Source organism: uncultured Rhodococcus sp., from assembly GCF_963525155.1.
GTDB lineage: Bacteria > Actinomycetota > Actinomycetes > Mycobacteriales > Mycobacteriaceae > Rhodococcus_F > Rhodococcus_F qingshengii.
On the sequence record NZ_CAURKP010000017.1, the window covers coordinates 1 to 16,152 of the forward strand.

The following is a 16,152-nucleotide window of genomic DNA, read 5'->3' on the forward strand; positions in this document are numbered from 1 at the left end:
TCACGATTCTCCGAAGATAAGCTGGACTAACCATCCAGAGCGACCGAGAGACCTGGCTCCGTGACGTCGCAGCAACCCCCTCTGCTGAGGTGCGGGTGCTTTCTGCCAGGTCCGATGGAGGACTCGTGCCAGGCGATCGACCCCGTACCTCAGTGGGGACAGCAGCTGTCATCGTGATCGTGGGTGGTGGACCCCGCGGGACCGGCGTACTCGAGCGGATCCTCGCTCACGAATCGGTGAACGCCGATCCCACACCGATCGACATTCACGTTGTCGACCCGTATCCGGCAGGTGCCGGCCGTATTTGGCGAGGCAGCCAGGCGCCGCTTCTGTGGATGAATTCGACAACAGCGGACGTCACGATGTTCACCGACGAGACCACCGCCGTGATCGGCCCGGTGCTGCCGGGTCCGACCCTCGCGGAATGGGTCGCCGAGCGCTCGGCTGAGCTTGCCGAATTCCCCGAAATCGCAGCAGAAGTTCCGACGATCACCCCGTCGTCGTTTGCATCGAGGTCACTGCAGAGCAGATACCTGAACTGGGTGTTCGAGACTGCAGTCGACTCTGCGCCAGCGCACGTCGACGTTCGAGTTCATCGACGATCCGTGGTCGACATCGTGAACGTCGGCGAGACACAGACGGTTCATCTGGACGACGGAGCTGTCATCGACGCGACGACCGTCTTTCTCGCACAAGGGCATCCCGATGCGTTGCCTGCCCCACGTGAAATCAGGCTGACCAGCTTCGCGTCAGATCACGGGTTGACGTATGTGGGTCCGGGCTACACTGCCGACCTCGACGCCGATGTCATTCCCGAAGGCGAACCGGTTCTGATCGCCGGACTCGGGCTGGCTTTCATCGACTGGATGGTTCTCCTCGCCGAGAGCCGTGGCGGCATCTTCGAACGCGGTGAAGACGGCGTCCTCACTTACGCTCCCTCGGGTCGGGAACCCCTGTTGTATGCCGGATCTCGTCGCGGAGTGCCGTATCACTCCAAGATTTCGTACTCGATCGCTGACGCGCGGCCACCGCTACCGCGGTTCTTCACCGCTGATCTCGTTCCCGGCGACGGACCGTTGGATTTCCGAAACGACATCTGGCCCTTGGCGTCGAAAGAACTGGCAGGCGCCCACTATCACGAGCTGTTCGCATCTCACCCGGATCGGACAGTGGGCACCTGGGAGGAGTTCGACGCCGAATTCGCCTCGCTGGCCTGGGGATCGCCTCGATTGCATGAACTGGTCGAGAACGCAGTCCCGAAGCCGGAAGACCGTATCGATCTCGAGCGGCTGAACCGCCCACTCGGCGGTGAGCGCTACGACGGGCTTGCCGAGGTCCAATCCCGGATCACCGAATACATCTCGGCAGATGTCGCGCGGAGGTCGGACCCGTATTTCAGCGCCGACGCGGCTGTCTTCTCAGCGCTGCTGTCGACGTACATGACCGTCGGAGAATTGTTGCGGCGCGGCAGAATCCCGGCCGAATCCGTCGCCAAGGACGTCGAGGGTTGGCTTCATTCGTTCTTCAGCTTCATCGCCAGTGGTCCGCCACCCGAGCGACTGGAACAGTTGATCGCCCTCAACGAGGCGGGCATCGTCCAGTTCCTCGGGCCGGATTCGGTGTTCTCCACCGAGATCGACCCGGCAACGGGGGCTGGGATCTTTGTCGCGCGCAGTGCGTCGCACACCGACATCGTGGCCGCGAACACCCTCGTCGAAGCACGCTTGCCGGTTGCTTCCATCAGCGCGAGCGGTGACTTGCTCCTGCGGACGCTTCACGGTCGGGGCGAGGCAGTCGAACTACGTGCCACCGCCGACAGTTCGGCGAAGCTCGCCGTCGACGGCACGTCACGAATTCTTCTTCAGGACAACACTGCTCATCCCCGCCGCTTCGCCGCAGGGCCGTGGGTTGCAGGCCACAACTGGTCGGCGGCTTTCCCTCGTCCCCGTACCAATGCAGGGTTCTTCCGGCATAACGATGCCCTGGCGGCGGAGATTTTGGGCGCTGCGCGCCTGTGAGCGGTTAGGGAGTCCTGGGACTCCCTAACCGCTCACAGGGGGCTGTGCCCCTAGCTGAACACCAACTCACCCTCGTCAACCGCGACGGTGATACTGCCGCCCTCTTCGAGGAGATCGTCGAGCAGCATGTCGGCGATCTTGTCGTCGACCACACGCTGAATCGAACGACGCAACGGGCGAGCCCCGAACTCGGGTTGATGCCCGTGCTCGGCGATCCAGTCCACCGCGTCGGCAGTGAACTCGATCTCGATGCCCTTGGACTGCAGCCGCTTCCGGCTGTCGTCGAGCAGCAGATCAGTAATCCGGTGCAGTTGCTCGGTGTCGAGCTTGCGGAAGATCACGATCTCGTCGATACGGTTGAGGAACTCCGGCCGCATCGATTCGCGCAACCTGGCCATCACGCGGACGCGCAGTGGCTTCTCCGCCGACTCTGCATCGCCTGTGGTGAAGCCGAGTCCACCGGACTTGCTCGAGATGATGTCCGAGCCGAGGTTGCTGGTCATGATCACGACGGTGTTCTTGAAGTCCACCGTCCGACCCTGACCGTCGGTCAGACGCCCGTCGTCGAGCACCTGGAGCAAGGTGTTGAACACGTCCGGGTGTGCCTTCTCGATCTCGTCGAGCAGGATCACCGAGTACGGGTTACGACGCACCTGTTCCGTGAGCTGCCCGGCCTCGCCGTAGCCGACGTATCCGGGAGGAGCACCGACCAATCGGCTGACCGTGTGCCTCTCACCGAACTCACTCATGTCGAAGCGCAGCATCTTGTTCTCGTCTCCGAAGAGTGTGGCAGCCAGAGCTTTTGCGAGCTCCGTCTTGCCGACGCCAGTGGGTCCGAGGAACAGAAAGCTACCGACGGGACGATCCGGATCGCTCATACCGGTCCGGCTACGACGCACCGCACGCGCGATGGCGCGAACGGCGTCATCTTGCCCGATGACACGACCGTGCAGTTCCTCTTCCAGACGGCGCAGGCGATCTTTCTCTGCTTGAGTCATCTGGCTGGCCGGAATACCCGTGGCACGGGCGACAACTTCGGCGATTTGTTCAGCGGTCACGTCCGGAGTTTCCTCGGAAGGAACCGAGGATCCTGCCTTCTCGAGACGCTTTGCGACGCCGTTGATCTCGTCACGCAGGGTCGACGCCTTCTCGTACAACTCGTCGGCGACGGCTTTTTCCTTGTCGCTCTCGAGCTGCTCGAGACGCTGCTGCAGCGCAGCGGTGTCTACCGTGGCCGTCTTCAAGCGAAGCCTGGCGCCGGCCTGGTCGATCAGGTCGATTGCCTTGTCCGGCAAGAACCTGTCGCCGATGTAACGTGCCGACAGCTCTACCGCAGCGGTGATCGCCTCGTCGGTGTAGTGCACCTTGTGGTGATCCTCGTACCGACTGCGCAGTCCGCTCAAAATCGCGATTGCGTCCTCGATCGACGGCTCTCCGACCTGTACGGGCTGGAAGCGCCGCTCGAGCGCGGGATCCTTCTCGATGTTCTTGCGGTATTCGTCGAGCGTGGTGGCGCCGACGATGTGCAGTTCACCGCGAGCGAGCTTGGGCTTGAGGATGTTTCCGGCATCCATCGCACCGTCTGCGCCGCCTCCGGCACCGGCGATGGTGTGCATCTCGTCGATGAAGACGATCAGCTCGTCCTTGTGTGCGGTGATCTCGTCGATCACCTTGGTCAGCCGTTCCTCGAAGTCTCCGCGGTAACGGGTACCCGAGACCATGCTCGAGAGTTCGAGCTGGACGATCTTCTTGCCCACCAACGATTCCGGGACATCCCCGTCGACGATGCGCTGGGCGAGACCTTCGACGATGGCAGTCTTGCCGACGCCGGCCTCACCCACCAGGACCGGGTTGTTCTTGGTGCGGCGGGAGAGGATCTCGATGGTCTGTTCGATCTCGTCGGCGCGGCCGATCACCGGATCGACGCCGCCGTTGCGGGCGCGATCGGTGAGATCGACGCCGTACTTGTCGAGCGTCGGTGTGGTGGACTCGTCTTCGACTGGACCGGCTGCAGGATTCTGAACCGCTGCCTGCAGCTTTTCCGGCGTGATGCCTGCCGAAGCGAGCAGACGACCCGGAACATGATCGGGGTCACCGGCCAGGGCGATGAAGAGATGTTCGGGGTCGATGTACGTCGATCCCAGGGCTCGGGCCAGTTGATGAGCCTCGAGTAGTGCAGTTTTGACGGCGCTGCTGAGCGCAGGAGCAGAGTAGGCCCCCTGCTCACGGCCTTGTGGCAGCCGCAGGTCGACGGCGTCGACCACGGATTTCGGGTCGGCTCCGGCGCGCTGCATGAGCGTGCGGACCGGATCCTGCTCCGCCATGACGCGGAGAACGTGCAGTGCATCGAGATCCGAATCACCGCGAGCAGCCGCTACACGTGCAGCGTCAGCCATGAGTTGCTGGGTGGCCCTGCTCATGAGCCGGGAAATATCGATGCGACCGGGACCCTCGGGCCCGAAGAATGCTGGCATTCCGAAGCCTCCTTGCAGAAAGTTGAGCGTTACTGACTCAATTAACGTGCATGGGGCTCGATCAATTCCCGCGGGCTCAGATTTGTTTCAACACCTTCGGGCCACAGATCGTTCTCAACTACCGAAGGATCCGGTAGATCGACCGACCGGGTACGCCTCGACGTGCATGATCACCGATCCCTCGCAGGGACCACTCGCGATGTCGGTACGCCACGAACCTTTCAGACTGCCATCGGGCTGAGGTGTGTAATACGCCTCGGAGTGCGCCGGTGCCCATACCTTGGGCACGCCTTCCCCCTGGTAGCAATCCCACTCCCAGTCATAGGGGTGCACCCAACTGGTTCCGTCCCAGGTGTATCGCGCAGGCTGCGGCAACGTCGGATTGGCGGGAGCCGGACCGCCGACCACTGTGGCGATACAGACTCCGCTCGAGCAATCCGTCTCGAACGTGTATGTATCGGAGAAATCCGGCTCCCACTGGCTGGCGGCCAGACTTGTGCCCGTCTTGGTCGCGGCGAAACGCTTGAGCGAGTAATCACCGGACCAATTCGCATCCGCAGCCCCCGCGGGCATCGCTCCGGCGACAAACCACGTAGCAACGAGAGCAACCACCAACAATGACTTCCGCATGCGTGAAGTGAATCACAAGCTATGTCCGAATTGTCGGATACTGACCACAAGAACACCGACGACGATCAGCACCAGCGAAACCAACGGCAACGCTCCCGCACCCCTGTCCGCCAAGATCAGCCCGCCCACGACGCCGCCCGCTGCGATCGCCGCATTGAAGATCGTCACGAAAACCGATTGCGCCGTGTCCACAGCGTCGCCCGTCGTATCCGCGAGCGCAGTCTGAAGGAGAGTGGGAGCGCCTCCAAATGCCACGCCCCATGCCGCAACGCTGAGTGCGATCACTGCGAAGCTGTCACCGCCGACGCCCAACGCCGTCAAAGCTGCGGCAAAGACCACCAAGCTCAGCACGGTGAGACTTCGAAGGGCCCGGTCGACAAACACCCCGACCACACCGATGCCCACGAAGGCGAAAAGTCCGAACACGAACAAGACGATTCCAACCGATCGCCGAAACCGATGCGATCCAGAAACGCCGCCAGATACGTGTACACGATGTTGTGCGCGAGGATCCACAAGAACGCGACAAACAGAATCGGTCGTACGCCAGGCAGGACCAGGACTTTCCGCACCGGCAGCTGCCGATCCGTTTGTTGCCCGGGAAAGTCCGGCATCACCGTGAGTATCCACGCGACCAGAAGTAGCGCAGCAACCGACATCACGGCGAAGACGACGCGCCAATCGGCCAGGGTCCCGAGCCACGCCCCCATCGGAACGCCGATTGCCAACGCGATCGGCTGTCCGACGGAGGCAACCGCAACGGCCCGCCCCTGCAGGTGAGGGGGCGACATCCTGCGTGCGTACCCGGCAAGCAACCCCCACACCACACCTGCCGCCATACCGGCCAGAAACCGAACACCCAAGGTGAGAACAAGATTCGACGAAAGCGCTGTCACCAGATTGAAGACACCGAACCCCAGAATCGCCGACACCAGGACAGCACGCCGTCGCAATCCTCGGGTCAATGCGATCAGTGGTACCGCCCCGACGACGGAACCCAATGCGTATGCGGTGACCAATTGCCCTGCGCCGGAGACTGATACGGACAACCCTGACCCGATCTGCACCAGTAGTCCGGCCGGCATGGTTTCGGTTGTGATCGCTATGAAGCCTGCCATTGCGAGTGCCGACAACCCGGCCAGCGGTAGTGTCCGGACGGAATCGGTCTCCGCCAGTGCCGAAGTCGCCGTCCCGTCCGAGTTCGAGCTCACCTCGTCGGTGTTTCGGGACTGCCTTCACCCGACTGGCCGGAACGGACCAGTTCTGCAATAGACGCCCAGTCCATCTCGCCCTGACCGTTCGCCAGAGCCTGAGCGAGCACGCCTCGAAGTACGCCACCGAACGGCAAATCCAGATCGACGCTGTCAGCGGCGTCGAGCGCAAGCCTCAAATCCTTGAGGCCCAGAGCTGTGGTGAATCCTGCAGGCTCGTACTGACGCGTCGCGACGAGGTTTCCGTAGCTGGAGTAGACCGGCCCCGGGAAGATCGTCGAGGTCAGCAGTTCTACGAGTTGGCTTCCGTCCACACCGGACCTCTCCCCCAATGTGATTGCCTCGCCCAAGGATTGAATCGCGGCGAGGATGAGGTAATTGCCGATGATCTTGACGATGTTGGCCTGCTCCGGACGCTCACCTTGTGGCCACGTGCGAGCACCGATGACGTCGAGAAAGGGCTGCACTCGCTCGATGAGGGAACTGTCGCCGGCGGCGATGATGTTCAACTGACCAGCCTGAGCAACAGAAACGCGTCCGAACACCGGCGCCGCGATGTACCCGATACCGTACTCGGCGTGCAGTGCGGCGGCGCGCTTGGCAAGGTCGACGCTGACGGTGGCCATGTTGACGTGCACGGTTCCACTCGGAACGGATGCGAGGACGGCGGGATCCAGAATGGCCGAAGACACGGCCGAATCATCTGCCAACATCGACAGCACAACACCGGACTGGAATGCCTCGGCAACGGTTTTCGCGCCGATCGCCCCTTCCTCAACCAGTTCGGCTACCGCTTCAGGGCTGCGATTCCACACCGTCACGTCGAAGCCTGCGCCCAGTAGATTTCGAGCGATGGGACGACCCATCGCGCCCAAGCCGACCACGGAAACAGAAGTCATGGATTTCCCTCTCGAAAGTGCTGAACCATCTAAGACGGTTCAAGACTCTCACACGGGTACAGTTGCTGTCGAACCGGTTGAGATGGTTCGCCACGAAGGAGGATGAAAGTGAACGAAACAGGAGCTGATCAATCCGCTCGGGACGTGTTTCGACTCGACAACGACACGCTCGCCTTCCGCTTCACCGCCACCCTCACCAATCGGAACGGCTCGAGGTTCGAACGACTCACGAGCCCGCAGCGACTCGAATTATGGTTACGCGCCAACGATCTGATGGACGCCCCCGCAACCGCGACAGAAGACGACCTCCGCGGCGCGCAGGATTTACGTGAGGCCATTCATCGCATCGGAACCGCCGTATGCGAGGACCGCCGCGTCTCACGCGCCGATGTCGGGATCGTCAACACCGCATCCGAACTCGGTGATGCCCACCTCGTCCTCGAGAGTGGCCGGGCCCTCTGGAAATCAGCCGGAGACAATCCGATCCGCGACGCTTTGTCGATAGTGGCTGCCGACGCGATCGCGGTGCTCGGTGGACCCGACCACGACCGCGTCAAAGCCTGCCAGGGCGACGGGTGCACCGGCCTCTACGTCGACACCAGTCGCGGCAACAACCGACGCTGGTGCTCGATGAACATCTGCGGAAACAAAGCCAAGAAATCCGCGATGACCGCTCGCGCCGACTAGCTCATCTCACCTTCACCGCGACTCCATTTCGCCGCCACTCGGTTCCACAGCTTCTCGATCGGCGTCGACAGCAGGAGAAGAAACAGCGGGAAGTACGACGTCACCGGAACGAGCACACTGACGAGCAGCGCCACCACCATGATCAGGAAAGTGACGATTTCAGCGGTGAAATGCGGCTTCGCATTCTCTTCACTCAACGAAGGGTTGCGAACCAGACCCCACGCGACCACCGCCAGGCACGCAGCACTGGCTGCCATTGTCCCGATGTAGAGAGCCCTGGTTCCGAGATCCTGCGACGGCGCCGCAACGAGCGCTGTCGGGAAGGGCAGGAACACGATGGTCATCACCCACAACCCCAGCCCGCGAACGACCACCTTGTCTCCGTCGACCACAAAACGAAGCAACCGATGCTGCGACCACCAGAGACGGAAGATCACCAGAAAGCTCAGGGCGAACGAATAGAACTGCGCAGCGTGATCGCGCAGGAGTTCCGACGTGGTGCCGTGGTGGTCACTGGTGAGTTCGACCAGCGGCAGGACGAGCAGCGTGATCGCAATGGCGACAATCGCGTCGATGAAAGTGACGTAGCGCTCGAAGTAGCGGGTGCGTTCCGCAATCTCAGCCATTGCGGAAGCATAAGCCTCACAACAGGAAACAGACCGGCGACGCCACTTTCCGGAAGCAGGTATCCGGAAACATACAATTAACGAATCAAATTCGTTAGATCTCTTGACCGTGGCGGAGCTCATCCCCATACTTAACGAATCACATTCATTAAGTGACTCACATCACGACACCAGGGGTCGGTTCAGCCACCCCCTTCAGGACATGGGGTTGCCCTAGTGCCGATCAACGCTTCGACGAATACGCAGTCCGACCGGGTTCCACTCACCGCCAACCGCGGTATTGCCGTCTTCAGTATCGGCGTCATGGGGTTCATTACCGCGAACCTCATCCCCCTGATGATTGTGGCAATGGTCGAGGACCTCGGTGTCACCGAATCCGCTGCCGGTGCCGTTCTGACCGCATCGCTGCTGGTCTGCGCCGTCACCTGCCTCGCCACCACCCGAATCGCCTCGGGCCGGCATCGCCATCTCCTCGGCCGCGTCAGCCTGATCGCGATGGCAGCCGCATTCGGCGTTGCGGCCATCGCACCGTCCACGACGATCGCATGCGCCGCGATCATCGTCGGCGGTATCGGCGCTGGTGGATCCGCATCCGTTGGTGGAGCGGCACTGGCCGCGCTCACGAACCCGGACCGGGCGTCAAGCATCAGCGGCCTCGTGAACCGTGTCGTCGTCACGGCCGTCCTCGCTCTCATACCCATCCTCGGCACACACATGACCAACGCATTCGGCATCGTCGCAGTCCTGGCACTGGCTACCGCAGCAACGGTCACCTGGTTGCCGTCGTCCCCGGTGAAAGAGTCGCCGGAGACGGCGAAGTCCGCCAATACGACCACAGCTCTCCCCGCCGGGGTCAGCGCGAAACGACTCACTTTTGCCGGAACCGCATTTCTCGCGATGCTTGCAGTCTGGGCGATCAGCGAGGACTCGTTGTGGGCAGTACTCGGCATCATGGGTTCCGAGCACGCCGGGCTCTCGGATCAACAAATGAGTCTCGCACTGAGCGCATCAACGGCGGGTGGTGTGCTCGCGGCTGTTACCTTGACCGCGTTGGGTTCTCGGGTCAGTCGGACAGTATCGATCTCCGTGCTACTGATACTCGGGGCAATTCTGAAGCTGTCTGCCGGCCTCACCACCGATCCCACGATCTACCTGGTAGTGGTCATCGCTTGGAACACGATCTACGCAGCCACGTTCATCGTCCTGGTTGCCATCTCGGCCGCGCTCGACGCGGCCGGCCGATGGTCGGCGCCACTACTGGGCACCTACCTCATCGGCTCCGCGTTCGCGCCGCTGTTCGGAACTTCGGTGACGGCCGGCCTCGGGTATCCGACCTTCGGAGTGATCATCTCGGGGATCAGCTTCGTTCTACTGGTCCCGTTCGCCTTGGTTTCCCGACTCTCCGCACGTACCGAAGGTGCGTATCGTCACCACAGCGCCGCCATCACTACTACCGTCATCGCGTAAGGATCACGTAGAAGTCATGAATGACAGCATCACTCACTACCGCAACGGAAAGATCTTCACGGCTGCCGACGACGGATGGGCCGAGTCGATAGTCGTCGAGGACCACAAGCTCAGATTCGTGGGCGAAACCGTCTATGCCGATATCCTGGCTCCAGACGCCGAGGTGATCGACCTCGAAGGTGCCGTCGTGCTACCCGGTTTCGTCGACGCCCATACGCATTTGGTGATGATGGGATTCGCGCTGCAGAAGTTGGATCTGCGTGATGCCGCCGATCTCGCCGACATTCAGTCCAGCATCAAGCAATTCGCGGAATCGAACCCGGACGCACCACGACTGCTGGGTCGCAGTTGGTTGTTCTCCGCGCTGGATGGAGGGCACCCGACGCGAGAGATGATCGACGCCGTCGTACCCGATCGCCCGGTGTACCTCGACGCCAACGACGTACATTCGGTCTGGGTGAACACTGCAGCACTGCGAGAACTCGGCATCGACGCGGACACTCCCGATCCGATCGGCGGTCGTATCGGCCGGGATCCGGACACCGGAGAAGCCACCGGAATGCTGTACGAGACCGCCATGATGCTCTACGTCTGGCCGAAACTGGCGGAGCTCGCATCCGACGAAGACCGGGACGCCGCCCTCGCTCTCGCCTTCCGCCACTATCTCGAGGACGGCGTGACCGGTGCGGTCGACATGGCACTCGGCGCGGACGAATTAGCCTCGCTGGAAAGAGCATTGGACGCGGGAGACGGAACACTGCCGCTGCGTGTCGCGGCTCACTGGCTGATGACCCGCGAGGACAACGAGGCCGACAACGTCGGACAAGTTCACGACGTGATCGAACTCCACGAGCGCGTCCAAGGTCCGTGGCTCCGTATCGCCGGAATCAAGATCATCATCGACGGTGTGATCGACAGCTGCACTGCCGCAATGAAAGAGCCGTACTCGGACGGCACCAACGCCGAGCCCATCTGGGATCTCGAGTCCTTGATCCCCGTCGTGACAGCCGCTGACGCCGCAGGCCTGCAGATCGCGATGCACGCGATCGGCGACGAGGCGTCGGAGATCGGATTGACGGCACTCGAGTACGCGATCGCCGCCAACGGAGACATTCCCCGCAGGCACCGAATGGAACACTTGGAGTCCATCACCCGGGACAACGTCGAAAGGCTTGCCCTCCTGGGAATCATCGCCTCGATGCAACCGGTTCACGCTGACCCTGCAATCCAGGAGAACTGGCAGGCGATGCTCGGCGACTACCGGGTCAATCGCGCGTACCCCTGGCCCGAATTCACCGAGGCCGGAGCGGTTCTGGCGTTGGGTTCGGACGCTCCGACCGCTCCCCACCCGCCGCTGCCGAACATGTTCATCGCCACCACCCGTCGATCCGCAATCGATCCGTCACTGGCACCCAACCTGCCGAAGTACGCACTCCCCCTCGCGGACGCGCTGGCTCACGCAACTCGCGACGCTGCCTACTCGTGCCGGTGGGAAGATGTGACCGGCCAGCTGGTTCGGGGTAAAGCAGCCGATTTTGTCGTACTGAAACAAGATCCGTTCACCGAAGGGGTCGATTCTCTCCTGACCACGGAGATTGCGATGACCGTCGTTGCTGGATCCGTGCGATACGACGCGGCCGGGGCCAAGAGCACCGAAGCACGGAACACCGAGTCCGATAGCTGATCGTTACCGGTTGTTCGATAACGCACGCATGCGGCCCGGCGACAGAACGAAGGAGGGACTTGAACACGTGAACCCATACACTCTGGAGGACGCATGCGCAGGAAAGCTCCGATTTCGGCCGCCGTCGCAGCCGCTGCACTGGTGACGGCCACTGCCCTGACGGTCGCCGGTTGTGGGTCGACCGAAGGAACACCTGAAGCGGCGGCGAGTTCCACGGCAGCCAGTTCAACGGCGTCGGCGACATCGACGGCAAACGAAACCGAGACGACGGTAGCGAGCTCTCCCCCGCCACAATCGAACACCCGCACAAATGCATCCACGACGGCGACTACGACAGCAATCCCCGCTTCGGGTCCCTGTCTCGACGTCGGCTCCTCGCTCGTCACCGACGCCATCGGCACGCTGGGCACCGACATCAACGGGGGCAATTGGATACCGAGATCCGCGAGCGAAGACCAGATCGGGAATTGTCCTGACCTGCTCTGGGTTTCGGTGGACGGCGACGGCGTCGGCGATGCGACTTACCAGTCACACGTCCTGTTCTTCCACGACGGAACATACCTGGGCACGGCTACCAGTGAGCCGTACTCGTACACACACGTCATCGACAGCAACAAGGATTCGGTATCCGTCCAATACCGTTGGCTGCTGGACGACGATGCATTCTGCTGTCCCCAAGGCGGACCGAACATAGTGAACTTCACGTGGAACGGCAGCGCCGTGGTTGCCGACGGCCAGTTCCCGCCCTCCTGAACCTGCCTGGGTCCGAGAAGGCCCTGAATGCAACTGTGCCCCAGCGACGACGGTCACTGGGGCACAGTCTTGTTCGATCTACTCGCCGGCGCTCCTACTCACCGACACCGAGTTCGCGCAGGCGAGTCTTGTACAGCTCGATGTTGCCGAGCTTGATGTCTTCGTAACCGCGAACCACGTCCGGCAGTGCCGCGATCTCGACGGCGCGATCGTATCCGTCGGTTGCGAGCGTACGAGAGAGGTCAGCGATCATGGCCTCGTACTCGGCGAGCAGTTCACGCTCGACCTTGCGGACGTGCATGTAGCCGAAGGGGTCGAGCTTGGTACCGCGAAGCTTCTTACCCTTGGCCAGAACCTTCAGTGCAACATGCGACTTGGGTCCGAGACCGATCTTCTTCTTGCGGCCCATCACTCGAAGGATCGGCGGGTGGAGCTTGTAGGTCAGGTTCTCCCCGGCCGGCACCTGAGACTTGACGTCCTCGATGAATGCGGGGTCGACCAGCATACGAGCAACTTCGTACTCGTCCTTGTACGCGGTGAACTTGAACAGGCCGCGGGCAACAGCCTCGCTGAAATCGGTCCGCTCGGTTGCGGCACGTTCTGCGGTCCAGACTGCCTGAACCTGATCGATGTAACGCTGGGCGATCTTGACGGACTGGAACTCGATGAGCTGCGCTGCACGCAGTTCCACCAGTCGCAGGGTTTCACCGGTGAAGGTGGTTCCGGCGAACATGTGAGCCGGTGCGACAACGGGTTCGCGGACGGACTTGGCCGGCGTGGTGACGGCCGAGAACGCTGCGGTGTCGGCAATTGCTGCACGACCCCAACGGAATGCCGCGATGTTCGCGTCCACGGCAACGCCGTTGATGCCGATCGCTTCTTCGATGGCCTCTGCCGGCAGACGAAGTCCGCCGCTCTGGTAGGCCGCACCGATCAGCAGGAAGTTGGCTGCTGCGGTGTTACCGAACAACTCCTGTGCCGCGGCGAGTGCGTCGAACGAACGCAGGGTGCGCGACACCTTGTCGAGACGGGCGAGGAGTGACGTCTCCTCGGGGTAGCGAACAGCCTTGTCGTAGACCATGTCTCCGGTCGGCGTCTGCGACGTCGAGGCGATGGAGACCGTCTTCTCGGCGTTGCCGTAGTCGAGGTTCTTGTTGTCCGTCGCGGTCAGCAGGTCGAAGGCGACGATGCAATCCGCGCTGCCCGGGGTGAGGCGGTTGGACGGCTCGAGCGCGCTGGAGCTGAAACGCAGGTGCGAGACAACCGGTCCGGCCTTCTGGCTCAGTCCGATCTGGTCAAGGCTCTCCACTTCGAGGCCGGCGCGCAGTGCAGCCGTTGCGAGCACCTGGTTGACGGTCACGATGCCGGTGCCGCCGATGCCCGCGAGGAAAACGTTCTGCGTGCTGGTGAGCGGTCCGAAATCGGGGTCTGCGACGACGGGCGGGACGGGACGTGCGGCCTTGGGAGCCTTCTTGCCCGGTACCAGTTCGACGGTCACGAACGACGGGCAATCGCCGTCCATGCAGGTGTAATCGGTGTTGCAGGACGTCTGGTCGATCTTCGTCTTGCGGCCGTACTCGGTGTCCACGGGCTGGACCGAGAGGCAGTTCGACTTCACACCGCAGTCACCGCAGCCTTCGCACACTGCCTCGTTGATGACGACGCGAGTGTTGCGAGTGGGCAGCGTGCCACGCTTGCGCTGGCGACGAGCGTCGGCCGCACAGTGCTGGTCGTAGATCAACACTGTGACGCCCTTGATCTCGCGAAGCTCCTTCTGGGCCTCGTCGAGGCGATCGCGGTGCCAGAGCTTGGTGCCCTTGGCCAGAGCGCGCTTGTTGTGACGCGAAGGCTCGTCGGCGCAGATGATGATCTGCTTGACGCCCTCGGTGGTCAGCTTGTGGCTGAGCTGAGCAACGGAGAGGGCACCTTCCGCGTCCTGTGCACCGGTCATCGCCACTACTTCGTTGTAGAGCAACTTGTAGGTGATGTTCACGCCTGCGGCGATGCATGCCTGGACAGCCAACTGACCGGAGTGGAAGAAGGTGCCGTCGCCGATGTTCTGGAACAGGTGAGGCACGTCGGTGAACGGTGCCTGCCCGATCCACTGGCTGCCCTCGCCGCCCATTTGCGTCAGGCCGGTGACAGCGCTGTCCTCACGGCCGGACATGGTGACGAGTGTGTGGCAACCGATTCCGCCGCCGCCGATGGAACCCTCGGGAATAGCGGTGGAACGGTTGTGGGGGCACCCGCTGCAGAAGTACGCGGTTCGCTTGGCGGAGAGCACGTTCAGCGACAGCGGGGCCGGGAGGGTGCGCTTGAGCTCGACGTGCGGCTTCAGTACGCGGCGCAACGGGGCGAGCAACCGGCCTGCGGTCAGTTCACCACTGGCAGGCATGAGCAGACGGCCCTGGCCGTCACGCTTGCCGATGATGCGAGGAGCATCGTCGGTGCCGTACAGGACTTCCCGGATCTGAGCTTCGATGAACGCGGTCTTGTCCTCGACCACGACGATCTGCTCGAGGCCTTCGGCGAACTCCTTGATCTTCTCGCCCACGACGGGGTAGCACATTCCGATGCGAAGGAGACGGATCCCGGCGCGGTGCAGCGCGGCATCATCGACGCCGAGGTCTGCCAAAGCTTGACGGACGGAGTCGAAAGTTGTACCGGTGGCGGCTATACCGATCTTCGCACCGGAGGGGTTGACCTCGATCACATCGAGGTTGTTGGCAGTTCCGTACGCGTGCACAAGATCCCATCGCGGGCCGTACAGATCGGCCTCGGCGATGACACTGTCCGGCGGCGCGGCCATCTGACGCTGCTTGTAGACGAAGGGCTTGCCCTCGAACTGCACTTCCGGAACCACGATGTCGAAGTCCGCGATGCTGCCGTCGATCGTCCAGGCACCGTCTGCGACGTCGGCGACGATCTTCAGCGCTACGACGCAACCGGAGACACGCGAGAGAGCAACGGCGTGCATACCCATCGTGATGATCTCTTCGGCATTGCGTGGGAAGAGAACCGGTACGCCCATCGCGGCAAGCGAGCGCTCGCTGACGGCCGGAACCGTGGAGGACTTCGACGCGGGGTCGTCGCCCACCAGGAGGACGACGCCGCCCTTGGGGTTCACGCCGTACATGTTGGCGTGGCGAATGGTGTCGGTAGCGCGGTCGACGCCGGGGCCCTTGCCGTACCAGACGCCGGTCACGCCGTCGTGGGTCGCGGTTCCGGCGGGGAGATCCGTCTGGCTTCCCCATACCGCCGTGGCGGCGAGCTCCTCGTTGAAGCCAGGGATGAAGGTGATGTCGTGCTCGGCGAGAACCTTGGGCATGCCGTGAAGCATCTTGTCGACGCCACCGAGGGGGCTGCCCTGGTAACCGGAGACGAAGGTGGCAATACGCTTACCTGCCCGAATGTCGCGAACGTGCTGCTCGACGAAGCCGCGTGCAATTGCCTGAACACCGGTCAGCAACACCGGTCCCGATCCCGACCGGTACCGATCATCGAGGTCATAGGGCTTGGCCTGGGCTACGCCCGACACCAGTTCAGTCATCGTGGACCACCGTTCCGTCTGCAGTGCATTTCAACTACCGTGCATTTTCAACAACCGCGTAACTCGATCTGTTCAGATGATCGTGGTCGAGGTATGTGAAAGCGTCAACAGAGGCTTGTTCAACTATTCAAATTGACAATTTGTGAGCCAAAT

At 62.3% G+C, this 16,152-nt stretch carries 12 protein-coding genes and 1 riboswitch; of the genes, 5 read left to right on the plus strand and 7 right to left on the minus strand.

What is annotated here, in order from left to right; translation table 11 throughout:
* Positions 1-27: 27 nt before the first annotated feature.
* Positions 28-121, plus strand: a riboswitch (SAM riboswitch).
* Positions 122-125: 4 nt separating this feature from the next.
* Entirely contained in the window at positions 126-2,018 is a 1,893-nt protein-coding gene (locus tag RWT78_RS06295; RefSeq protein WP_314674720.1) for an FAD/NAD(P)-binding protein, read from the plus strand.
* Between the two features lie 50 nt (positions 2,019-2,068).
* Here the strand turns inward: RWT78_RS06295 and RWT78_RS06300 are convergent, their stop codons facing one another.
* The 5 genes from RWT78_RS06300 to RWT78_RS06320 all read right to left on the minus strand — a co-directional run bounded on the left by RWT78_RS06300 (position 2,069) and on the right by RWT78_RS06320 (position 7,232).
* Positions 2,069-4,492 carry an ATP-dependent Clp protease ATP-binding subunit gene (locus RWT78_RS06300; RefSeq protein WP_314674722.1) on the minus strand — a complete coding sequence of 808 codons (2,424 nt, stop codon included), beginning with the start codon at positions 4,490-4,492 and terminating at the stop codon, positions 2,069-2,071.
* A 114-nt stretch (positions 4,493-4,606) separates the two neighbouring features.
* Positions 4,607-5,122, minus strand: a complete 516-nt coding sequence (locus tag RWT78_RS06305) for a hypothetical protein (RefSeq protein ID WP_019745018.1) — start codon at positions 5,120-5,122, stop codon at positions 4,607-4,609.
* A 12-nt stretch (positions 5,123-5,134) separates the two neighbouring features.
* Positions 5,135-5,473: a hypothetical protein gene (locus tag RWT78_RS06310; protein ID WP_314674726.1), complete on the minus strand. Its 339-nt coding sequence runs from the start codon at positions 5,471-5,473 to the stop codon at positions 5,135-5,137.
* Positions 5,467-6,333 (minus strand): MFS transporter, encoded by an 867-nt coding sequence (locus RWT78_RS06315; protein WP_314674728.1) that lies wholly within the window; start codon positions 6,331-6,333, stop codon positions 5,467-5,469. The genes RWT78_RS06310 and RWT78_RS06315 overlap by 7 nt, the downstream gene beginning before the upstream one ends.
* Positions 6,330-7,232 (minus strand): NAD(P)-dependent oxidoreductase, encoded by a 903-nt coding sequence (locus RWT78_RS06320; RefSeq protein ID WP_314674729.1) that lies wholly within the window; start codon positions 7,230-7,232, stop codon positions 6,330-6,332. Before RWT78_RS06320 ends, RWT78_RS06315 begins: the two co-directional genes overlap by 4 nt.
* 102 nt (positions 7,233-7,334) lie before the next feature.
* On the opposite strand from RWT78_RS06320, the gene RWT78_RS06325 reads away from it, so the two are divergent.
* Entirely contained in the window at positions 7,335-7,919 is a 585-nt protein-coding gene (locus RWT78_RS06325) for an ABATE domain-containing protein (RefSeq protein ID WP_042451313.1), read from the plus strand.
* Here RWT78_RS06325 and RWT78_RS06330 read toward each other — a convergent pair.
* Positions 7,916-8,545: a TMEM175 family protein gene (locus RWT78_RS06330; protein WP_003940262.1), complete on the minus strand. Its 630-nt coding sequence runs from the start codon at positions 8,543-8,545 to the stop codon at positions 7,916-7,918. The two genes, RWT78_RS06325 and RWT78_RS06330, sit on opposite strands and share 4 nt — an antisense overlap.
* 216 nt (positions 8,546-8,761) lie before the next feature.
* Here RWT78_RS06330 and RWT78_RS06335 point away from each other — a divergent pair, with 216 nt between their 5' ends.
* The 3 genes from RWT78_RS06335 to RWT78_RS06345 all read left to right on the plus strand — a co-directional run bounded on the left by RWT78_RS06335 (position 8,762) and on the right by RWT78_RS06345 (position 12,449).
* Complete coding sequence (locus RWT78_RS06335) at positions 8,762-10,012, plus strand: MFS transporter (protein WP_007733614.1); 1,251 nt, start codon at positions 8,762-8,764, stop codon at positions 10,010-10,012.
* Positions 10,013-10,028: 16 nt separating this feature from the next.
* Positions 10,029-11,696 (plus strand): amidohydrolase, encoded by a 1,668-nt coding sequence (locus tag RWT78_RS06340; RefSeq protein WP_314674735.1) that lies wholly within the window; start codon positions 10,029-10,031, stop codon positions 11,694-11,696.
* A gap of 93 nt (positions 11,697-11,789) precedes the next feature.
* Positions 11,790-12,449, plus strand: a complete 660-nt coding sequence (locus tag RWT78_RS06345) for an LppP/LprE family lipoprotein (RefSeq protein WP_314674737.1) — start codon at positions 11,790-11,792, stop codon at positions 12,447-12,449.
* A 94-nt stretch (positions 12,450-12,543) separates the two neighbouring features.
* On the opposite strand, the gene RWT78_RS06350 is transcribed toward RWT78_RS06345, so the two are convergent.
* Positions 12,544-15,999 (minus strand): indolepyruvate ferredoxin oxidoreductase family protein, encoded by a 3,456-nt coding sequence (locus tag RWT78_RS06350; RefSeq protein WP_042921773.1) that lies wholly within the window; start codon positions 15,997-15,999, stop codon positions 12,544-12,546.
* Positions 16,000-16,152: the final 153 nt, after the last annotated feature.

What these genes read in the sequence shown, in the direction of transcription:
- RWT78_RS06340 (WP_314674735.1), top strand. Translation starts at nt 10,029, where the DNA reads ATGAATGACAGCATCACTCACTACCGCAACGGAAAGATCTTCACGGCT.
- RWT78_RS06350 (WP_042921773.1), bottom strand. Translation starts at nt 15,999, where the DNA reads ATGACTGAACTGGTGTCGGGCGTAGCCCAGGCCAAGCCCTATGACCTC.
- RWT78_RS06345 (WP_314674737.1), top strand. Translation starts at nt 11,790, where the DNA reads ATGCGCAGGAAAGCTCCGATTTCGGCCGCCGTCGCAGCCGCTGCACTG.
- RWT78_RS06305 (WP_019745018.1), bottom strand. Translation starts at nt 5,122, where the DNA reads ATGCGGAAGTCATTGTTGGTGGTTGCTCTCGTTGCTACGTGGTTTGTC.
- RWT78_RS06300 (WP_314674722.1), bottom strand. Translation starts at nt 4,492, where the DNA reads ATGCCAGCATTCTTCGGGCCCGAGGGTCCCGGTCGCATCGATATTTCC.
- RWT78_RS06325 (WP_042451313.1), top strand. Translation starts at nt 7,335, where the DNA reads ATGAAAGTGAACGAAACAGGAGCTGATCAATCCGCTCGGGACGTGTTT.
- RWT78_RS06320 (WP_314674729.1), bottom strand. Translation starts at nt 7,232, where the DNA reads ATGACTTCTGTTTCCGTGGTCGGCTTGGGCGCGATGGGTCGTCCCATC.
- RWT78_RS06330 (WP_003940262.1), bottom strand. Translation starts at nt 8,545, where the DNA reads ATGGCTGAGATTGCGGAACGCACCCGCTACTTCGAGCGCTACGTCACT.